Source organism: Mameliella sp. CS4 (assembly GCF_019392335.1).
GTDB lineage: Bacteria > Pseudomonadota > Alphaproteobacteria > Rhodobacterales > Rhodobacteraceae > Antarctobacter.
Genome location: NZ_JAHXRQ010000002.1, coordinates 193,178 through 209,935 on the forward strand (window position 1 = coordinate 193,178; position 16,758 = coordinate 209,935).

The 16,758-nt window shown below is 65.6% G+C and carries 19 protein-coding genes; 13 read left to right on the forward strand and 6 right to left on the reverse strand.

What is annotated here, in order from left to right:
- Positions 1 to 24 precede the first annotated feature (24 nt).
- Complete coding sequence (locus KZZ07_RS04225) at positions 25 to 666, forward strand: LON peptidase substrate-binding domain-containing protein (protein WP_219512456.1); 642 nt, start codon at positions 25 to 27, stop codon at positions 664 to 666.
- Positions 663 to 839 (forward strand): Trm112 family protein, encoded by a 177-nt coding sequence (locus KZZ07_RS04230; protein WP_074621138.1) that lies wholly within the window; start codon positions 663 to 665, stop codon positions 837 to 839. Before KZZ07_RS04225 ends, KZZ07_RS04230 begins: the two co-directional genes overlap by 4 nt.
- 6 nt (positions 840 to 845) lie before the next feature.
- Here KZZ07_RS04230 and KZZ07_RS04235 read toward each other — a convergent pair whose 3' ends face one another.
- From KZZ07_RS04235 to KZZ07_RS04245, 3 genes are all read right to left on the reverse strand, one after another.
- Positions 846 to 1,697, reverse strand: coding sequence for a trypsin-like serine peptidase (locus tag KZZ07_RS04235; RefSeq protein ID WP_219512458.1), 852 nt, complete (start codon positions 1,695 to 1,697; stop codon positions 846 to 848).
- A gap of 62 nt (positions 1,698 to 1,759) precedes the next feature.
- Positions 1,760 to 3,847, reverse strand: a complete 2,088-nt coding sequence (locus KZZ07_RS04240; RefSeq protein WP_219512459.1) for a trypsin-like peptidase domain-containing protein — start codon at positions 3,845 to 3,847, stop codon at positions 1,760 to 1,762.
- A 96-nt stretch (positions 3,848 to 3,943) separates the two neighbouring features.
- Complete coding sequence (locus tag KZZ07_RS04245; RefSeq protein WP_219512460.1) at positions 3,944 to 4,909, reverse strand: threonine ammonia-lyase; 966 nt, start codon at positions 4,907 to 4,909, stop codon at positions 3,944 to 3,946.
- A gap of 94 nt (positions 4,910 to 5,003) precedes the next feature.
- On the opposite strand from KZZ07_RS04245, the gene KZZ07_RS04250 reads away from it, so the two are divergent.
- From KZZ07_RS04250 to KZZ07_RS04275, 6 genes are all read left to right on the forward strand, one after another.
- Positions 5,004 to 5,522 (forward strand): DUF1643 domain-containing protein, encoded by a 519-nt coding sequence (locus tag KZZ07_RS04250; RefSeq protein ID WP_219512461.1) that lies wholly within the window; start codon positions 5,004 to 5,006, stop codon positions 5,520 to 5,522.
- Entirely contained in the window at positions 5,512 to 5,799 is a 288-nt protein-coding gene (locus KZZ07_RS04255) for a DUF5665 domain-containing protein (protein ID WP_219512462.1), read from the forward strand. The genes KZZ07_RS04250 and KZZ07_RS04255 overlap by 11 nt, the downstream gene beginning before the upstream one ends.
- Before the next feature lie 99 nt (positions 5,800 to 5,898).
- Entirely contained in the window at positions 5,899 to 6,504 is a 606-nt protein-coding gene (locus KZZ07_RS04260; RefSeq protein WP_219512463.1) for a hypothetical protein, read from the forward strand.
- Between the two features lie 140 nt (positions 6,505 to 6,644).
- The gene (rpsO, locus tag KZZ07_RS04265) at positions 6,645 to 6,914 is read left to right on the forward strand and encodes a 30S ribosomal protein S15 (protein WP_219512464.1); all 270 of its coding nucleotides are present in this window, start codon (positions 6,645 to 6,647) and stop codon (positions 6,912 to 6,914) included.
- Positions 6,915 to 7,058: 144 nt separating this feature from the next.
- Entirely contained in the window at positions 7,059 to 8,261 is a 1,203-nt protein-coding gene (locus KZZ07_RS04270) for a GTP-binding protein (protein ID WP_219512465.1), read from the forward strand.
- The gene (locus KZZ07_RS04275; RefSeq protein WP_219512466.1) at positions 8,261 to 8,503 is read left to right on the forward strand and encodes a DUF6525 family protein; all 243 of its coding nucleotides are present in this window, start codon (positions 8,261 to 8,263) and stop codon (positions 8,501 to 8,503) included. Before KZZ07_RS04270 ends, KZZ07_RS04275 begins: the two co-directional genes overlap by 1 nt.
- A 13-nt stretch (positions 8,504 to 8,516) precedes the next feature.
- Here KZZ07_RS04275 and KZZ07_RS04280 read toward each other — a convergent pair whose 3' ends face one another.
- Positions 8,517 to 9,782 carry a cation:proton antiporter gene (locus KZZ07_RS04280; RefSeq protein WP_219512467.1) on the reverse strand — a complete coding sequence of 422 codons (1,266 nt, stop codon included), beginning with the start codon at positions 9,780 to 9,782 and terminating at the stop codon, positions 8,517 to 8,519.
- 304 nt (positions 9,783 to 10,086) lie between these two features.
- On the opposite strand from KZZ07_RS04280, the gene pnp reads away from it, so the two are divergent.
- From pnp to KZZ07_RS04295, 3 genes are all read left to right on the forward strand, one after another.
- Complete coding sequence (gene pnp, locus KZZ07_RS04285; protein ID WP_219512766.1) at positions 10,087 to 12,225, forward strand: polyribonucleotide nucleotidyltransferase; 2,139 nt, start codon at positions 10,087 to 10,089, stop codon at positions 12,223 to 12,225.
- 101 nt (positions 12,226 to 12,326) lie between these two features.
- Positions 12,327 to 13,136, forward strand: a complete 810-nt coding sequence (locus tag KZZ07_RS04290; protein ID WP_219512468.1) for a DUF2711 family protein — start codon at positions 12,327 to 12,329, stop codon at positions 13,134 to 13,136.
- Between the two features lie 7 nt (positions 13,137 to 13,143).
- Positions 13,144 to 13,497 (forward strand): YigZ family protein, encoded by a 354-nt coding sequence (locus KZZ07_RS04295; protein WP_219512469.1) that lies wholly within the window; start codon positions 13,144 to 13,146, stop codon positions 13,495 to 13,497.
- A 20-nt stretch (positions 13,498 to 13,517) separates the two neighbouring features.
- On the opposite strand, the gene KZZ07_RS04300 is transcribed toward KZZ07_RS04295, so the two are convergent.
- Positions 13,518 to 13,946 carry an organic hydroperoxide resistance protein gene (locus KZZ07_RS04300; protein ID WP_219512470.1) on the reverse strand — a complete coding sequence of 143 codons (429 nt, stop codon included), beginning with the start codon at positions 13,944 to 13,946 and terminating at the stop codon, positions 13,518 to 13,520.
- A 65-nt stretch (positions 13,947 to 14,011) separates the two neighbouring features.
- Here KZZ07_RS04300 and KZZ07_RS04305 point away from each other — a divergent pair, with 65 nt between their 5' ends.
- Positions 14,012 to 14,518 (forward strand): MarR family winged helix-turn-helix transcriptional regulator, encoded by a 507-nt coding sequence (locus tag KZZ07_RS04305; protein ID WP_255564154.1) that lies wholly within the window; start codon positions 14,012 to 14,014, stop codon positions 14,516 to 14,518.
- A 284-nt stretch (positions 14,519 to 14,802) separates the two neighbouring features.
- Here the strand turns inward: KZZ07_RS04305 and KZZ07_RS04310 are convergent, their stop codons facing one another.
- Positions 14,803 to 15,489, reverse strand: coding sequence for a response regulator transcription factor (locus tag KZZ07_RS04310; RefSeq protein WP_043136238.1), 687 nt, complete (start codon positions 15,487 to 15,489; stop codon positions 14,803 to 14,805).
- A 146-nt stretch (positions 15,490 to 15,635) separates the two neighbouring features.
- Between KZZ07_RS04310 and ribA the strand changes: the two genes are divergently transcribed.
- On the forward strand, positions 15,636 to 16,718 hold the full coding sequence (gene ribA / locus KZZ07_RS04315) for a GTP cyclohydrolase II (RefSeq protein ID WP_255564155.1): 1,083 nt from the start codon (positions 15,636 to 15,638) through the stop codon (positions 16,716 to 16,718).
- Positions 16,719 to 16,758 lie beyond the last annotated feature (40 nt).

Sequence of the window (16,758 nt, forward strand, 5' to 3'; positions counted from 1 at the left end):
GCGGCGCAGTCTACCTTGTCGGGCATGACACGGCTCAAAGATCTGCCGGGCAAGATCCCGGTTTTCCCCCTGCCGGGGGCGCTTCTGTTACCACGGGCGCGCCTCCCGCTTCATATCTTCGAGCCGCGGTACCTCGCGATGCTGGATGATTGTCTGAAAACAGAGACGCGGCTGATCGGGATGATCCAGCCGCACCAGGTGCCGGGCCGCGAGGAACGGGGCCTGCACCGGATCGGCTGCGCGGGTCGGGTGACGCAGTTTTCGGAAACCGAGGACGGGCGCTACATGATCACGCTGACCGGCATTTCTCGTTTTCGCATCACGCGCGAGGTCGAGGGGTTCACGCCCTACCGCTGCTGCGAGGTCAACTGGGACGGGTTCGAGCGCGACCAGCAAGGCGCCGAGACGGACGATTGTTTCGAACGGGTGCGGTTTCTGGACCTGCTTGACCGTTATTTCGCGGCCAGGGACCTGTCGGCGGACTGGGACACGCTGCAGCAGGCGGATGATGAATTGCTGGTGAATTCGCTGTCGATGCTGCTGGACTTCAACCCCGAGGACAAGCAGGCGCTGCTGGAGGCGCCCTCGCTGAGCACACGGCGCGAGACGCTGGTGACACTGATCGAATATTCGCTGCGCGGCGGCGAGGAGGACCTGATTCAATGAGCGTTGAATTCGACCGGCGGATGCTGGAGGCGTTGATCTGCCCGGTGACACAGACGGGCCTGCGCTACGACGTGGACCGGCAGGAACTGATCAGCACGGCGGCCGGGCTGGCCTATCCGATCCGTGACGGTATCCCGGTCATGCTTCAGGACGAGGCGCGGCGGCTGGACTGAGCCGGATCAGTCCTGATCCGCGGGTTTGAGAACGCTTGAGCTGTCCAGGATGCGGCGCATCGGGATCGCGTGTTGGACGCCGGTCCTGAATCCGCCGAAATGCATGCCGATCACCCGGTTTTCCTGCGTATCGACAAGCGGCGAGCCTTGGTTTCCGGGCAGGTTATCGCAGGAGTGCCGCAGATTCCCGTCCAGCAGGGCAGGGGTGGCAGACCAGCAGTCTTCGCGGGCGACATGCTGGGGAAAGCCGAAAGGGTGCCCCAAAAGCCAGAGAGGCTCGAAATCAAGGGGGGCACGCCGGGCGAGAGCGAGGGTGCCATAGAGGTCGCCCGGTTTGCCCGACGAGATCCGAAGAACCGCGTAGTGCAGGGTCTCGTCGATTTCGACCGGGGTTGTATCGGCATCGAAGACCTCTGCACTCTCGGGATCGGACTTATCCAGATAGCCCAGGGTGAACCGAATGGCTTGGACATCCGGGCCGTCACTGGTCGCGCGCACCTTGCCCTGGGCGCAGAGCGCGGTGGTCAGCAGCAGGTCCGCGCTGACCAGAAAACCGGTGCACGACATGACGCCGGTGCCGGTGGCGACATCCAGCCGGCCGACCGGACGCCCGGCCCGTGCGATTGCCGAGGTCTTGCCGAAACGGGTGACCGCCGTGAGTTTGGGTTCTCCGTAAGGGTTGTAGCCCTCGTTCTGTTCGCTCTGCAGCCAGAGCGGGAGCGGCAGGACGATGTCCCCGAAACTGTCGCGCGGAAAAACGTTGTCGGACTCGGACATGGCCGGGCCGGCCAGAAGGCAGCCTGCCGCAAGGGCTGTGAGCAAGGAGCGGATCATCGGGCTTGGGGACTGTTTTCGCATTGACTGACCCTCCTATAGCGGCGGGTTACAGGGCGCAAGGCAGGGGTGATACCGGGCGGGCGTCAGGGCAGCAAGCTCCGCATCGCCTCGCGCGTACGCGGGCCGATGCGCCCGTCTGTCGCCCCCTGGTAGACGCCCGCGCGGGCCAGCGCCTCTTGCAGGGCGCGGGCCGTGTCGCGCGGCCACTCGGCGGTGTCGCGGGTTGCGGGCCAGTCATTGCCGGCGCGCAGGGCTTCGACATAGAGCCGCGCCGCCTCTGCCGGGTCTGCTGAGACACCGCGTCCCTGTTCCGTTATCCAGGCGAGGCCGGCGAGCGAGAGCGCATTGCCCTGCGCCGCCGCCTTGCGATACCACTCGGCCGCCTTGGTGTCGGACGCCGGGACGCCGGTGCCGTTGAGGTAGAGCGTGCCGAGGGCTTGCTGGGCCTCTGCGTGGTCCTGTTCGGCGGCGGCGGCGTACCAGCGGGCGGCTGTTGTCATGGACTTGTCAACGCCGCGACCGTTCTCGTACAGGAGCGCGAGGTTGAATTGCGCCGCGGCATTGCCCTGATCGGCGGCCTTGGCGAACCAGAAGGCGGCGGTTTTGTCCGACTGCTCGACGATGGTCCCGGCCAGGTAGAGATCGCCCATCTGGTCCTGTGCGCCGTGATAGCCGGCCTCTGCCCCCTCGCGGTAGAGCGTCAGGGCGCGCTCGGGATCGGCGGGGACGCCCTGGCCGTGTTGATAGATCACGCCCAGTCCGGTCTTGGCGATGGGGTGGCCCCGGGCTGCGGATTTCTCGAACATGTCGCGGGCCTTGGCCGCGTCCCTTTCGGTGCCCAGTCCCCAGAGATAGGCGACACCCAAGCCCGCCTGGCCGATGGCATCGCCGGCCCGGGCAGAGGTATTGTAGGCGGCAAAGGCCTCGTCATAGCGTTCCGCCGCGCTCAGCGCTTCGCCCAGGAAGGCGGTCATGCGGGGATGGTCGGGAAAGCTGTCCAGCGCCCGCTTGCAGGCGGCGATGGCAGCCTCGGCGTCCATTGCTTCGAAGACCGTGCCATCGCTGCGCATCAGCCCCGCGGCGCGGTCGGGGTGGAAACGGTCCCCGGCGAGGCGGTCACAGTCCTGCACGTCGGCGCTTGCGGCCATGCGTTCGGCCAGAGTGGGCGGCGGTGGCGGGGCCGGTTGCAAGGCTGCCAGCAGCCGCGAGGCGGTGCGCGCGGCAGAGGTGGCGGGGGCCTCTGCCACCAGCGTTTCCAGCGCGATGCGGCGGTCGCCGTCGTTGTCGATCAGCAGCGCGTCTGACAGGCGAGTGAGGGCGCGGCCCTCGGCGTCATCCGGTCCCTCGCCGCCGGTGGCGGGCTTTAGCAGGTTCGAGGCGGCAAGGATCGCCGCCATCGGAATGGCGTAGTTGACGCTGTTGTTGGCCGATCCGGCGTGGTGCAGCCCGACCACCTGCCGCGTGCCCGCGTCGATCACCGGAGAGCCGGAGTTCCCCGGCATCGTGTCGCAGGTGTGCAGCAGCTTGCTGTCGGACAGCGCGGGCGCATTGGCGCGGCATTTCTCACGGCTGATTCGCTGGGCCTCGCCCATCGGGTGGCCGATGATCCAGTAGGGATCGTTGTCATGTGGCGTCACGGCGGCCAGTTCCAGCGTGCCGAAGTCGCGTCCCGGCGTGTCGCCCAGAATACGCAGCAGGGTGTAGTCCAGCGGTTTCGACGTCTCGACCGGAACCGGGTCCACGAGGAAGGTACTGGTGCCCTCCGTCACGCCTTCCTGCGTGTAGCCCATGACGAACCGCACGCCGACGATGGATTTCGCCTCTGTCCGGCTGTCGTCCAGGATGCCGGGCACGCAATGGTGGTTGGTCATCAGGATGTCGTCATCGACCAGGAAGGCGGTGCAGGGAAAGACACCCTTGTCCGTCGCCACGTCCAGCCGCCCGACCGAGCGTCCGATGCGGGCAAAGACCGACTGGCTGGAATAGGCCGAGATGAATTCGTTGTTGTAGGCGCCGTAGGCGGCCTCGGGGATGACGTCGCTGCCGAACTGCTTGCGCGAGAGGACGGTCTTGCCGAAGCTGTCGAGGTCGAAGCCAAGCAGGCGGTCCTGCTGCGCGGCCAGAGGCGTGGCAAGCAGGAGAGCAGCGGCAAGGGGCAGGCGGCGAAACATGGGTTTCTCCCATCGGGTGGGTCAGGCCTGCAGTATAGCACGTTGACGCCACGTCGGGAGCGGGGTTTTCCAGACCTCAGGATTGGGCGTCCGCGCTCAGACTTTCAGCGCGAGGGCCAGGGTGGCCGGATCCAGGTTGCCGCCGGAAATCGTGCAGATCACCGCATCGCCCTCCAGCTCGTCACCGTGAAAGAGCGCCGCCGCGAGGGCGACCGCGCCGCCGGGTTCGGCGACCAGTTTCAGGTGTCGCAGCGCCAGCGACATGGCGCGCAGCACCTCCTGTTCCGTCACCACCACGCCGGGGCCGCAGAGCCGGGCGTTGATCGGAAAGGTGAGCTCGCCGGGCATGGGCGTCAGGATCGCATCACACAACCCGCCGGCCTCCTGGGTGTTTTTCTCTCGCGTGCCTGCGCGCAAGGACCGTGCGGTGTCGTCGTAGCCTTCCGGTTCGGCGGGGCGCACGCGCAGGCCGGGCGCGCGGGCCTCAAGCGCCAGGGCGATCCCGGCGGTCAGCCCCCCGCCGCCGCAACAGACCAGCACATCGGCCCGTGTCACACCCTCTTCGGCGGCCTGCTCGGCGATCTCCAGCCCGCAGGTGCCCTGACCGGCGATGACCTGGGGTTCGTCGTAGGGTTTGACCAGCGTCAGCCCGCGTTCGGCGGCAATCGCGGCGCCGATCTCTTCGCGGCTTTCGCGGGCGCGGTCATAGAGCACGACCTCGGCGCCATAGCTACGGGTGCCTTCGATCTTGGCGGCGGGCGCGTCCGAGGGCATCAGGATCACCGCCGGAACGCCAAGCTTTTGCGCGGCCAGGGCCACGCCCTGCGCGTGGTTGCCCGAGGAATAGGCGATCACGCCCTTTGCGCGCTGGTCCTCCGGCAGGGCGGTCAGGGCCGACCAGGCGCCACGGAACTTGAAGCTGCCTGTGTGCTGCAGGCACTCGGGCTTGACCAGGACGCGGCGCCCGGCGATGGCGTCCAGCGCCGCCGAAGACAGCAGGGGCGTGCGGCGGGTGATGCCGTGCGCCCGGGTGGCGGCGGCCTCGATCATCTGGATGTTCATAGGGTGCTCCGTGACTGTGGCGGCAGGGGGCCGCAGGCACGTGGGAATGTCAATCGCTCTTGAACCCCGGAGGCGCGCGGGGCAGCTTGCGGCCATGATCGAAAGGCACGCGGAAAAGGATGGAGAGCGCAGCACGGCCTGGTATTCGCCTTGCGAGCGTTATCGTTACGGTTTGCGCCGGGTCTGGGACCCGGGCGCGGGAGAGGTGCTGTTCGTGATGCTCAACCCCTCGACCGCAAGCGAGTTGGCAAACGACCCGACCATCGAGCGCTGCCAGCGGCGGACGCGGGCGCTGGGCTATGGGGCGATGCGGATCGCCAACCTGTTTGCCTTTCGCGCCACCCGGCCACAGGACCTGCGCCGCGCCGGGGACCCGGAGGGGCCGGAAAATGCCGCGCTGTTGCGGGACTGGTCGGGGGCGGCGGACCTGACGCTGGCCGCCTGGGGTGTCCACGGTGCCTTGCAGGGGGCCGGGCCACGGGCGGCGCCGATGTTGCGAGGCGATGTGCGCCACCTGGGCCTGACAAAGGCGGGCCACCCGCGCCATCCGCTCTATGTGTCGTATGCGGTCCACCCCGAACCCTGGCCGATGGAGAAGCGCTATGCCGCCTGAAACAGAGACCGATGCCCTGCGGCAGGAAGTGGCGCGGCTGGCCGACGAGGTCACGCGCCTGAACGAGCATCGTTTCGTCCGAATCCACAACAACCTGGCCCGGCTGATGGCCTTTCAGTTCCTTCGCGGCATGATGCTGGGCCTGGGGACGGCGCTGGGCGCGACGGCGCTGGTCTCTGCCGTGGTCCTGCTGCTGAGCCAGATCGAATTCATCCCGATCCTGGGCGATTTGGCAACTGCGCTGATCGAGGAAATCAAGATCGACGAGGCCGAGTAAGCCTTGCTTTACCCCGTGGTGCCATAGTCGCGGCCTGAACCGGATCGGTGCGGCATGCTGCGCGTCGGCGCCGGCCAAGCGGACAACGGGGCTGCAACGATGTTTCTACTGGCCGGTCTCATGGGACTGATGGCGCTAGGGTCGGTGGCGATTGTCAGCATCGGCGACGATGGGGACGATGCGGTTGCCGACGGCGATGAGGGCGCCGATGGTCTGCCGCCGTCGCCCCTGTCCCCGGCCTCGTTGGAGGTGTTCCAGTTCTTTCCGCAACCGGTTGAGGCTGGCGGCAGCGTGTCGAACGATGCCGCGCTTGAGGAAGGGCGGTCACTGTTCGCGCGCATGGGGTTGATCCACCTGCCCGGGCCGGACCCTTTCGAGGAAGGTGTGCCGGGGGAAACCGGGGCAGGGGCGTTGCGGCTGGATGTCTTCCGGGTCGATGAGCCGGACGCCCCGGCGGAGCTTGCCGGGGCAGAGCCGCTGGATTATGACGCAGAGGAAGATCAGCTGGTGATCGTCTATGACGACAGCGCCGGCGGACCGGAGCCCGAGCTGGAGATCTCCGCCCGCAAGGATGATCCGGACACCACGGACATTCGCCTGGGCGGGGCGGTGCTGGCCAGTCTGCCCACCGCCGAGGCGCCGCCCTTGTCCTCGATCGTGCTGGTGGGAGAAAGCGATGCCGCCGCGCTGGACCTGACGGGCTGAGCGCGTCGGACCGGGCCGGGCTTGCCAAGCTGACAGGAATCGCGTACCTGCGCGCATCCGCTTAGGCGGACCTCTCCACGGGCTTTGCTGGACGACATCCCGGCTTGTGCCATAACCCTTTGATCCGAAAGGAGACCCCGATGTCGATTACTGCGGAAGAAAAAACCCGCCTGATGAAGGAATACGCCACCAAGGAAGGCGACACTGGTTCGCCCGAAGTGCAGGTGGCCATCCTGACCTCGCGTATTTCGACCCTGACCGAACACTTCAAGACCCACAAGAAGGACAACCACTCGCGTCGTGGCCTTCTGATGATGGTCGCCCAGCGCCGCAAGCTGCTGGACTACCTCAAGGGCAAGGATGAGGCACGTTACCGTGACCTGATCAAGCGACTGGGCATCCGCCGCTAAGGCACCGCACCAGCGCTGGACGGATTGACCGCGTTTCCCCGGGGAAACGCGGTTTTTCTTTGCGAGGTCGGGATTGGGTCTGGCTGAGACTGTTATGTTATACTATTACATATTCCTGTTTCTTTCCGAATAGGGAGTTTGACCATGCCCGACACCGATCCCCGCCTTCCCGTCACCGTGCTTTCCGGATTCCTGGGGGCGGGAAAGACAACTCTGCTCAACCGGGTGCTGAACAACCGCGAGGGGCGGCGCGTCGCCGTGATCGTGAACGACATGTCCGAGGTGAACATCGACGCCGACCTTGTGCGCGCGGGCGGCGCCAACCTCAGCCAGACCGACGAGACGCTGGTGGAAATGTCCAACGGTTGCATCTGCTGCACCCTGCGCGAGGACCTGCTGGTCGAGGTGCGACGGCTGGCCGAGGAGGGGCGCTTTGACACGCTGCTGATCGAATCGACCGGCATCGCCGAGCCGCTGCCGGTGGCGGCCAGCTTTGCCTTCCGCGACGACGCCGGGCAAAGCCTGTCGGACGTGGCGCGGCTGGACACGATGGTGACGGTGGTGGATGCCTGCAACCTGCTGGAGGATTTTTCCAGCCATGATTTCCTGGCGGACCGGGGCGAAAGCCTGGGCGAGGAGGATGAGCGCACCCTGGTCGACCTGCTGACCGACCAGATCGAGTTTGCCGATGTCGTCGTGCTGAACAAGGTCAGCGATGCGGGCGGGGTCAAGGTGGACGCGGCGCAAAAGATCATCCGCAGCCTGAACGCCGATGCGCGCATCATCTGCACCGATCAGGGCGAGGTGGCGACCGCCGAGATCCTGGAAACCGGGCTGTTCGATTTCGACAAGGCGCATGAACACGCCGCCTGGGCGAAAGAGCTGTACGGCTTTGCCGATCACGTTCCCGAGACCGAGGAATACGGCATTGCCAGCTATGTTTTCCGGGCGCGCGAGCCTTTTGACCCCGGGCGTATTCACGCGCTGCTGAACGGGAGCCTGCCGGGCGTGATCCGCGCCAAGGGGCATTTCTGGCTGTCGACGCGCCCCGACTGGGTGGCCGAGTTCTCGCTTGCCGGTGCCATGTCCAGCGTGACGCCGCTGGGCAAATGGTGGGCCACCGTCCCCAAGGAGAACTGGCCCAAGGATGCCCGCGCGCAGGAGTATTTCCTGGCGCACTGGGCCGAGCCCTTTGGCGACCGGCGGCAGGAACTGGTCTTTATCGGTGCGGACATAGACTGGGCCGACCTGAAGGCGCGGCTGGAGGCCTGCCTGGTGCCCGAGGTGACGGGCGCCGACGCCCCGGACCCTTTCCCCCGCTGGCGCGACGCGCGCGAGATGGCCTGATGCCAGGCCGCCGCAATCGCAACCGCGGCGCCGTGGCGATCCGGCCACGCCGCCGCAAGGGCGACGCCATGCGCGCCTTTGACGGCCTGCCGGCCCCGCTGCGGCGCTGGATGGCCGGGGCGGTCCTGCCCTGGTCGCCGGGGTCCTGTCTGGCGATCTGGAAACGGGCCTCGGACCCGCAAGATGCCGTCGCGCGGCTGAACCGGGCAGAGCGCGCGACGCTGGAAAAGGCGGGACAGTGACTCCGACCAGGACTCAGACCAGATCGGGCTCACGCCCGACCCGGTTGGCCAGTTTGCCGATGGTCAGCCCCTGCACGATGATCGAGAAGACCACGATGACGTAGGTGACGGTCAGGATCAGCGGCTTCCACTCGCTATCGGGCAGCGACAGGGCGAGGGCGACAGAGATGCCGCCCTTGAGCCCGCCCCAGGTCATGATCGGCATGACGCCGGGGGCGAAGGTCCGAAAGGGCCGCAGCATCAGGATCGGGACAACCACCGCGCAGAGGCGCCCGAACAGCGCCAGCGCGATGGCGATCACGCCCGTCACCAGCATGTTGGACTCCAGCTGCACGGCAAAGATCTCGACCCCGATCAGCATGAAGAGGACGGCGTTCAGGATCTCGTCCACCAGCACCCAGAATTTCTCGACATATTCGCGGGTTTCCTCGGACATACCGTGTTTGGCGCCGATGTCGCCGATCAGCAGGCCCGCGCAGACCGCCGCGATGGGCGCCGAGACATGAAGCGCGATGGCCAGTTCATAGCCGCCAAAGGCCAGCGCAAGGGTCATCAGCACCTCGAGCGCGTAATCGTCGATGTGGCGCATGATCCGAAAAGTCAGCCAGCCCAGCACAAGACCCAGCACCGCACCGCCAAGCGCCTCTTGCGCAAAGAGCTTGACCGCGTCCCATGCGGGACTTGCCTGGGTGGCATCGCCGTGACCTTGCGACAGCGCCGGAAAGGCCAGGCCGACCAGCACCAGGAAGACCACATAGCCCACGCCGTCGTTGAACAGGCTTTCGCCCGCGACTTGCGTTTCCAGTGACTTGCGCAGCTTGGCCTCTTTCAGAACACCCATGACCGCGACCGGATCTGTGGGCGAGATCAGCGCGCCAAAGACCAGCGCGATCAGCAGCGGCGCGCCAGTCAGCCAGTGAAAGCCAAACCCGATCACGGCGGTCGAGAGCGCAACGCCGATGGTGGCCATCAACAGGACCGTGGGCCAGACCGAGCGCAGGTCCGAAAGCTTGACGTGCAGGGCGCCGGCAAAGAGCAGGAGGCCCAGCATCCCCTCCAGCAGCGCGTCGGAGAAGTCGATGCCGGTGACGATGGCGCGCAGATCCTCGGCAATGGTCAGCGAAGGCACCAGGGTGTCCAGCCCGAGCGCGGCCATCGAGGTCAGCAGGGCGACGACCAGGATGCCGATGGCCGAGGGCAGGCGCAGCACGAAGTAGTTGATCGTACCGAAAACGGCGGCAAGGACGATGAGAAGAGAGGCAATTTGAAGGATGTTCATGGACTTGCTTCGATTGAAATGGTCGAAACGGCCTTAGCATGCCGCGGTGATCCGGCAAACGGCCATGATGGAAACAGGCGTGCCCGGACCAGGGACCTGCCCGGCCGGGAAAAACTGCTTGCGGGGCCGGGCGGCATGGTACGCAACGGCTTCACAAAAGGCGCGCGCTGCTGTATGGCGCCAATCATCTGAGACGTGACGCCCGGACCCCGGCGCATGGGATGATGAAGGGGTCGGCGGCAATGGGGCCGCCATTTGGATCGGAGGACCGGCAGGGGCCGGAGCGCCTCCAAGAGGATACATGATGTTCAAAGAAGTGAAAAAGTCGATGCAGTGGGGCGAGGAAACGCTCTCACTGGAAACCGGCAAGGTCGCCCGTCAGGCCGACGGCAGCGTCATCGCCACCCTGGGCGAGACCAGCGTCATGGCCAACGTGACCTTTGCGAAGCAGGCGAAAGAAGGACAGGACTTCTTTCCGCTGACCGTCCATTACCAGGAAAAATACTATGCCGCCGGCAAGGTGCCCGGTGGCTTCTTCAAGCGCGAGGCCCGTCCGACCGAGAAGGAAACGCTGACCGCGCGCCTGATCGACCGCCCGATCCGCCCGCTGTTCGTCCCCGGCTTCAAGAACGAAGTTCTGGTGATGTGCACCGTTCTGTCGCACGACCTGGTCAATGACCCGGACATCGTTGCGATGATCGCCGCCTCGGCCGCGCTGACCATTTCCGGCGCGCCCTTCATGGGCCCGATCGCCGGTGCGCGCGTCGGTTTCGAGGATGGCGAATACGTCCTGAACCCGACCGTCGAGGACATGGACCAGCTGCGCAACAATCCCGAGCAGCGCCTGGACCTGATCGTCGCGGGCACCAAGGACGCGGTCATGATGGTCGAGTCCGAGGCCTACGAGCTGACCGAGGACGAGATGCTGGGCGCGGTTCTGTTCGCACATGAGCAGATCCAGCCTGTCATCGACCTGATCATCGGCCTCGCCGAAGAGGCCGCCAAGGAGCCCTTCGACTTCCAGCCGCCGGATTACTCGGCGCTGTTCGACGTGGTCAAGGCTGCGGGCGAGGACAAGATGCGCGCCGCCTACGCGATCACCGACAAGCAGGAGCGCACCGCCGCTGTCGCTGCCGTCAAGGAAGAGATCAAGGCCGGCCTCACCGAGGAACAGCTGGAAGATCCGAACCTCGGCTCGGCGATCAAGAAGCTGGAATCGATGGTGCTGCGCGGTGACGTGGTCAAGAATGGCCGCCGCATCGACGGTCGTGCGCTGGATCAGGTGCGCCCCATCGTGTCCGAAACCGGCCTTCTGCCGCGGACCCACGGCTCGGCCCTGTTCACCCGTGGAGAAACCCAGGCGCTGGTCGTGACCACGCTGGGCACCGGCGACGATGAACAGATCATCGACGCGCTGCACGGCAACTATCGGTCCAACTTCCTGCTGCACTACAACTTCCCGCCCTATTCGGTCGGCGAAGCGGGCCGCGTCGGCCCTCCGGGACGGCGTGAGATCGGCCACGGCAAGCTGGCCTGGCGTGCGTTGCAGGCGGTCCTGCCGGCGGCGACCGACTTCCCCTACACGATCCGCCTCGTCTCCGAGATCACGGAATCGAACGGCTCGTCCTCGATGGCCTCGGTCTGTGGTGGCTCGCTGTCGATGATGGACGCGGGTGTGCCGCTGAAATCCGCCGTTGCCGGTGTGGCCATGGGCCTCGTGCTGGAAGAGGACGGCTCTTACGGCATCCTGACCGACATCCTGGGCGACGAGGATCACCTCGGCGACATGGATTTCAAGGTTGCGGGCACCGAAAACGGCATCACCTCTCTGCAGATGGACATCAAGGTCGCGGGCATCACCCCCGAGATCATGAAGACCGCCCTGGCCCAGGCCAAGGAAGGCCGGATGCACATCCTGGGTGAGATGTCCAAGGCGCTGTCGTCGGCCGGTGAGTTCAGCGTTCACGCGCCGCGCATCGAGACCATGCAGATCCCGACCGACAAGATCCGTGAAGTGATCGGCTCGGGCGGCAAGGTGATCCGCGAGATTGTCGAAGTGTCGGGCGCCAAGGTCGACATCAACGACGAAGGCATCATCAAGATCGCCTCGCCGGACGGCGAGTCCATCCAGAAGGCCTATGACATGATCTATTCGATCGTGGCAGAGCCGGAAGAGGGCAAGGTCTACAAGGGCAAGGTCGTGAAGATCGTCGATTTCGGCGCCTTCGTGAACTTCTTTGGCAAGCGCGACGGCCTGGTGCACGTCAGCCAGATCGAGAACCGTCGCCTGAACCATCCTTCGGACGTGCTGAAGGAAGGCCAGGAAGTCTACGTCAAGCTGCTGGGCTTCGACGACCGCGGCAAGGTGCGCCTGGCGATGAAGATGGTCGACCAGGAGACCGGCGAAGAGATCACCAAGCAAAAGGAAGAAGCGGAGGAGTGATCCCCGCTGTCCGCCGGCGGCAAGCGCCGTCGGCAGTTTCCCGGACGGGCGGCCTTTGGGCCGCCCGTTTGCACTTTGATAGGTTACGACGACAGGACCCCATGCATCATATCGGCCGGGCCATACAGCATCCCCCGACAGAGCTTCCCGTCTTGGAATGGTGGGCGCGCGATTACGACCATGTCTTTGCGGTCTATAATCCATTTTTTACCGTGCCCGGGCATCATCCCGACACGACCAATTACGGGCCCGCGCGCATCAACGTGGCCTCCGCCGAAGAGCTGAGCGCCCTGGCAGAGGCCCCGCCCATGCCCGAAAACCCGGCGCCGGAGGAGTTTCCCGACCTCATCAAGCAAAGCGGCAGCCCGCTGCGCTGGGAAGCGGTGCGGCAGGCGATCGGGGCCGGGGACCGGGCGCTGTTCGACCGGACCGTCTGGCTCTGGGCGCTGAACATCGAGCGCGACGATACCGACGACGAGATGCGCGCGGCGCTGACCCGCTATTGTACGGCGCATGGCATCTATCCGCCCGAGGAAGACTGCCTGCCCGCGATCATGGAACCGATGCTGGGTGACTACCTGGAGGCGCTTGGGATCGACGAGGTCATGCTGTGGGACGAATACCGCGAAAACGCCCTGCCGGCCCCACGCGAGGCGCTGGAGCGGGACGAGGTCGCGGTCTGGTTGGACGGGGCGACCGGCAATTCGGTGCGCGCGGTCAGTGCGCCGGGGTTCCTGATCAGCTGGGCCTTCGACGACGTGCATGGCGTGCTGGCCCTGACCGACGACCTGTACCGACGCTGCGCGCCGAACCGTTTCCTGGAATGCCGGGCCTACGGTGTCGGAGGTTACGTGGATGTCTTCAATCCGACGGAATTCCTGGACCGGCTGCCACGCACCGGGACCCATTGAGGCCCCCGTGCTGGTTCTGGAAAATATCATCACCGACAGAGGGTCTCGCTACGCGGTGTCCGGCGGGCCGTGCCGCAGTGCCGATGAGGCGGCGGCGTTCCTCAAAGAGCTGAAGCGGCGCAAGAAATTCGCCAAGGCCACGCATAACACCTGGGCCTGCCTGACAGAGGACGGCCCTCTGAAAAACGACGACGGCGAAAGCGGGGCAGGCATGGTCATCCTGCGAATGCTGGAGCGCGAGGACCTGCGCGACACCATCGTCGTGGTGACGCGGTGGTACGGTGGCAAGCACCTGGGCGGCGACCGCTTTCGCCATGTGCAGGAAGCGGTGCGCCAGTTCATTGAGGCGCAGGGCTGCTGAGCGCGCCCCGCGAAACGGGGTCAGACGACTTCGGTCTCGACCTGGATGTTTCCCTTGGTCGCGTGCGAATAGGGGCAGATGAAGTGACCGCGCTCGGCGATCTTCTCGGCCACGTCACGTTCGACGCCGGGCATCGAGACGGCCAGTTTCACCTTGATGCCGAACCCGCCTTCATCGCGCGGCCCGATGCCGACATGGGCCGTGACCTTGGCGTCTTCCGGCACGGTGCCCAGCTTTTCGTTCTGGGCGGCAAAGCGCATGGCGCCGAGGTAGCAGGCGGCGTACCCGGAGGCGAAGAGCTCTTCGGGATTGTGGCCTTTGCCCGAACCACCCAGTTCCGTCGGGCTGGTCATGGTGAAGGTTAGCTTGCCGTCGCTCAACCCTGCGGTCCCGTTGCGACCGCCGCCGGTGGCCCAGGCCTCGGTCCAGTACTTTGTATCGACACTCATGATGTTCTCCTTTCGCGCAGGAATTAATCGTGTGCGAAACATCTGTGCCGCCGGCGGATTTGTCAATGCTTGCGATTTATTCCTGCACGATCTATTCCTGTGTCATGTCAAATTCGCTCTCCCCTTCGGAAATGCTCTGCTTTGCGCTGTATTCGGCGGGGCACGCCATGCAGCAGGCGTACAAGCCGCTGCTTGACCCGCTTGGTTTGACCTATCCGCAATATCTGGTGCTGACGGCACTGTGGTCGGCGGATGACCGGTCGCTGGGATCCCTGGCGGTGCAGATGCAACTGGCGTCCAACACGCTGACGCCGCTGGTCAAACGGCTGGAGGCCAAGGGCCTCGTGACCCGCCGCCGCGACCCGGGGGACGAACGCCAGGTACGCATCCGGCTGACCGAAGAGGGGCGCGCCCTGCAGGTCCAAAGTGCGGATATCGCGCGCTGTTTCCTGGAACGGTCGGGGCTGACCATGAGCGATGCGGCACGGTTGCGCGACGAGGTGATGACCCTGCGTGACAACCTGCGCGACGAGGCGGAACTGGACCCGGTGCGCAACGATCCCGCCGCCTAGGGCGCGCGGGACGCAATTTCCGGGCCTGACGGCAACGCCGGGTTCACCCCGCCGCAGAGCGTCCCGGGATCCCTTTGACGGGCCTGAACAAAAAAAGGCCGGGCAAAGTGCCCGGCCAGGTCCAACAGGGAGGTGCATGCGATAACCCGCACATGCAACGGGAACTCTTAGGCAGTTATTAAAACATGACCGAGTCATGAAACTATGATCTGGGTCAAATCCGCCCGAAACAAAACTTAGCCGTGTATCTTTGTTCCGTGCAATGCGACCTAAGTGTGTGCCGCTCAGCTTACAAGGCGGTAGCCGCCAGATTCTGTCACCAGCAAGCGCGCGTTCGACGGATCGGGTTCGATCTTTTGCCGCAGGCGATAGATATGGGTTTCCAGCGTATGGGTCGTCACCCCCGCATTGTAACCCCAGACCTCGTGCAGCAGCGTGTCGCGTGGCACCACGCCCTCTGTCGAGCGGTAGAGGAACTTGAGGATGTTGGTCTCTTTCTCGGTCAGGCGGATCTTTTTTTCGTCTTCCGTGACCAGCATCTTCATCGAGGGTTTGAAGGTATAGGGGCCAACGGTGAACACCGCGTCTTCGGACTGTTCGTGCTGGCGCAGCTGGGCGCGGATGCGTGCCAGCAGGACCGGGAACTTGAACGGTTTGGTCACATAGTCGTTGGCGCCCGCGTCGAGGCCGAGGATCGTGTCGGCGTCGCTGTCGTGGCCGGTCAGCATGATGATCGGGGATTTCACGCCCTGTTTGCGCATCAGGCGACAGAGTTCCCGCCCGTCGGTATCGGGCAGGCCGACGTCCAGAATGACCAGGTCATAGATCTGTTCCTTGACCCGGGCCATCGCGCTGGCGCCTGCGTCCGCCTCGAAAACTTCGAAGTCCTCGGTCATGACCAGTTGCTCGGCCAGGGCCTCGCGCAGGTCCTCTTCATCGTCGACCAGCAGGATGTTTCGCAGTTGCGCCATAGTGCGGCCCTCCGTGTTGCCTTTTACCGCAGATGTGGACAGAGTGCGCCTCCGGCAAGCTTTGCTGCAAGACATTCACGTCCTCGTGTGCTGAGGGCGGAAATGTTACAGGATGCCGGGGAGTTGGCCAGCCGGAGGGTGAAGAGTTGGGACTGGGGCCGGACCTGAATGAAACATTGGCGCGGGCCCGGGCGGACCTGCGCATGGGGGTTCCCGTGGGGCTGCGCGCAGAGGGCGCGCATGTGCTTGTCGCCGCCGCAGAGACCCTATCGGAGGCGCGGCTTTGCGCCATGCGCGCGCTGGGACCGCTGGACCTGGCCCTGACCGACCGGCGGGCGGCCACGTTGAAGGCGCGGGCCTATGATGGTGACGTGGCGCGGGTGATCGTGCCCGAGGATGCACGCCTGTCCTGGGTGCAGGACCTTGCCGATCCCGCCGACGACCTGGCCAACCCGATGAAGGGCCCGTTGCAGACCCGGCGCGAAGGCGCGGTCATGCTGCACCGGCTGGGACTGCAGCTGTGCAAGGGGGCTCGTCTGTTGCCGGCGGCCCTTGTCGTGCCGGTGGACCCGGGGACCGCCGCGGCGCGGGGCCTGCTGGAGATCGATGGCGCAGAGGCGGCCCCTCTGCTGGAGGCGCTGCCGGAACTGGAGCATGTGGTTTCGGCCCGCGTGCCCCTGCGCGCGGCCGAGAACGCGCGGCTGCACATCTATCGCCCCGCTGACGGGTCCGAAGAGCATTACGCGATCGAGATCGGCCGTCCCGACCGCGCGCAGCCGGTGCTGGCGCGTCTGCATTCGGCCTGTTTCACCGGCGACCTGCTGGGGTCGCTGAAATGCGACTGTGGTCCGCAGTTGAACGCGGCCCTGATGCAGATGGGGCAGGAAGGCGCGGGCGTCCTTCTGTACCTGCAACAGGAAGGGCGCGGGATCGGGCTGGCCAACAAGATGCGCGCCTATGCCTTGCAGGACCAGGGGTTCGACACGGTCGAGGCCAACCACCGGCTGGGGTTCGAGGATGATGAGCGCGATTTCCGGCTGGGCGCGCAGATCCTTGAAAAGATGGGGTTCTCTGCGGTCCGGTTGATGACCAACAACCCGGCCAAGATGCGGATGATGGAAAGCTGCGGCATCGGGGTGGCCGAGCGCGTGCCTCTGAAGGTGGGCGAGACGGCGCACAATACGCATTACCTTGCGGTGAAGGCGGCGAAGTCAGGACACCTGCTGTAACCGGCTGGCTTTCCGGGCGGCGGGCCTTGTGCCCGCCCGT

Excerpts from the sequence above, each read along its gene's own strand:
- KZZ07_RS04225 (WP_219512456.1), top strand. The coding sequence starts at position 25 with ATGACACGGCTCAAAGATCTGCCGGGCAAGATCCCGGTTTTCCCCCTG.
- KZZ07_RS04230 (WP_074621138.1), top strand. The coding sequence starts at position 663 with ATGAGCGTTGAATTCGACCGGCGGATGCTGGAGGCGTTGATCTGCCCG.
- KZZ07_RS04235 (WP_219512458.1), bottom strand. The coding sequence starts at position 1,697 with ATGCGAAAACAGTCCCCAAGCCCGATGATCCGCTCCTTGCTCACAGCC.
- KZZ07_RS04240 (WP_219512459.1), bottom strand. The coding sequence starts at position 3,847 with ATGTTTCGCCGCCTGCCCCTTGCCGCTGCTCTCCTGCTTGCCACGCCT.
- KZZ07_RS04245 (WP_219512460.1), bottom strand. The coding sequence starts at position 4,909 with ATGAACATCCAGATGATCGAGGCCGCCGCCACCCGGGCGCACGGCATC.
- KZZ07_RS04250 (WP_219512461.1), top strand. The coding sequence starts at position 5,004 with ATGATCGAAAGGCACGCGGAAAAGGATGGAGAGCGCAGCACGGCCTGG.
- KZZ07_RS04255 (WP_219512462.1), top strand. The coding sequence starts at position 5,512 with ATGCCGCCTGAAACAGAGACCGATGCCCTGCGGCAGGAAGTGGCGCGG.
- KZZ07_RS04260 (WP_219512463.1), top strand. The coding sequence starts at position 5,899 with ATGTTTCTACTGGCCGGTCTCATGGGACTGATGGCGCTAGGGTCGGTG.
- rpsO (WP_219512464.1), top strand. The coding sequence starts at position 6,645 with ATGTCGATTACTGCGGAAGAAAAAACCCGCCTGATGAAGGAATACGCC.
- KZZ07_RS04270 (WP_219512465.1), top strand. The coding sequence starts at position 7,059 with ATGCCCGACACCGATCCCCGCCTTCCCGTCACCGTGCTTTCCGGATTC.
- KZZ07_RS04275 (WP_219512466.1), top strand. The coding sequence starts at position 8,261 with ATGCCAGGCCGCCGCAATCGCAACCGCGGCGCCGTGGCGATCCGGCCA.
- KZZ07_RS04280 (WP_219512467.1), bottom strand. The coding sequence starts at position 9,782 with ATGAACATCCTTCAAATTGCCTCTCTTCTCATCGTCCTTGCCGCCGTT.
- pnp (WP_219512766.1), top strand. The coding sequence starts at position 10,087 with ATGTTCAAAGAAGTGAAAAAGTCGATGCAGTGGGGCGAGGAAACGCTC.
- KZZ07_RS04290 (WP_219512468.1), top strand. The coding sequence starts at position 12,327 with ATGCATCATATCGGCCGGGCCATACAGCATCCCCCGACAGAGCTTCCC.
- KZZ07_RS04300 (WP_219512470.1), bottom strand. The coding sequence starts at position 13,946 with ATGAGTGTCGATACAAAGTACTGGACCGAGGCCTGGGCCACCGGCGGC.
- KZZ07_RS04305 (WP_255564154.1), top strand. The coding sequence starts at position 14,012 with ATGCTTGCGATTTATTCCTGCACGATCTATTCCTGTGTCATGTCAAAT.
- KZZ07_RS04310 (WP_043136238.1), bottom strand. The coding sequence starts at position 15,489 with ATGGCGCAACTGCGAAACATCCTGCTGGTCGACGATGAAGAGGACCTG.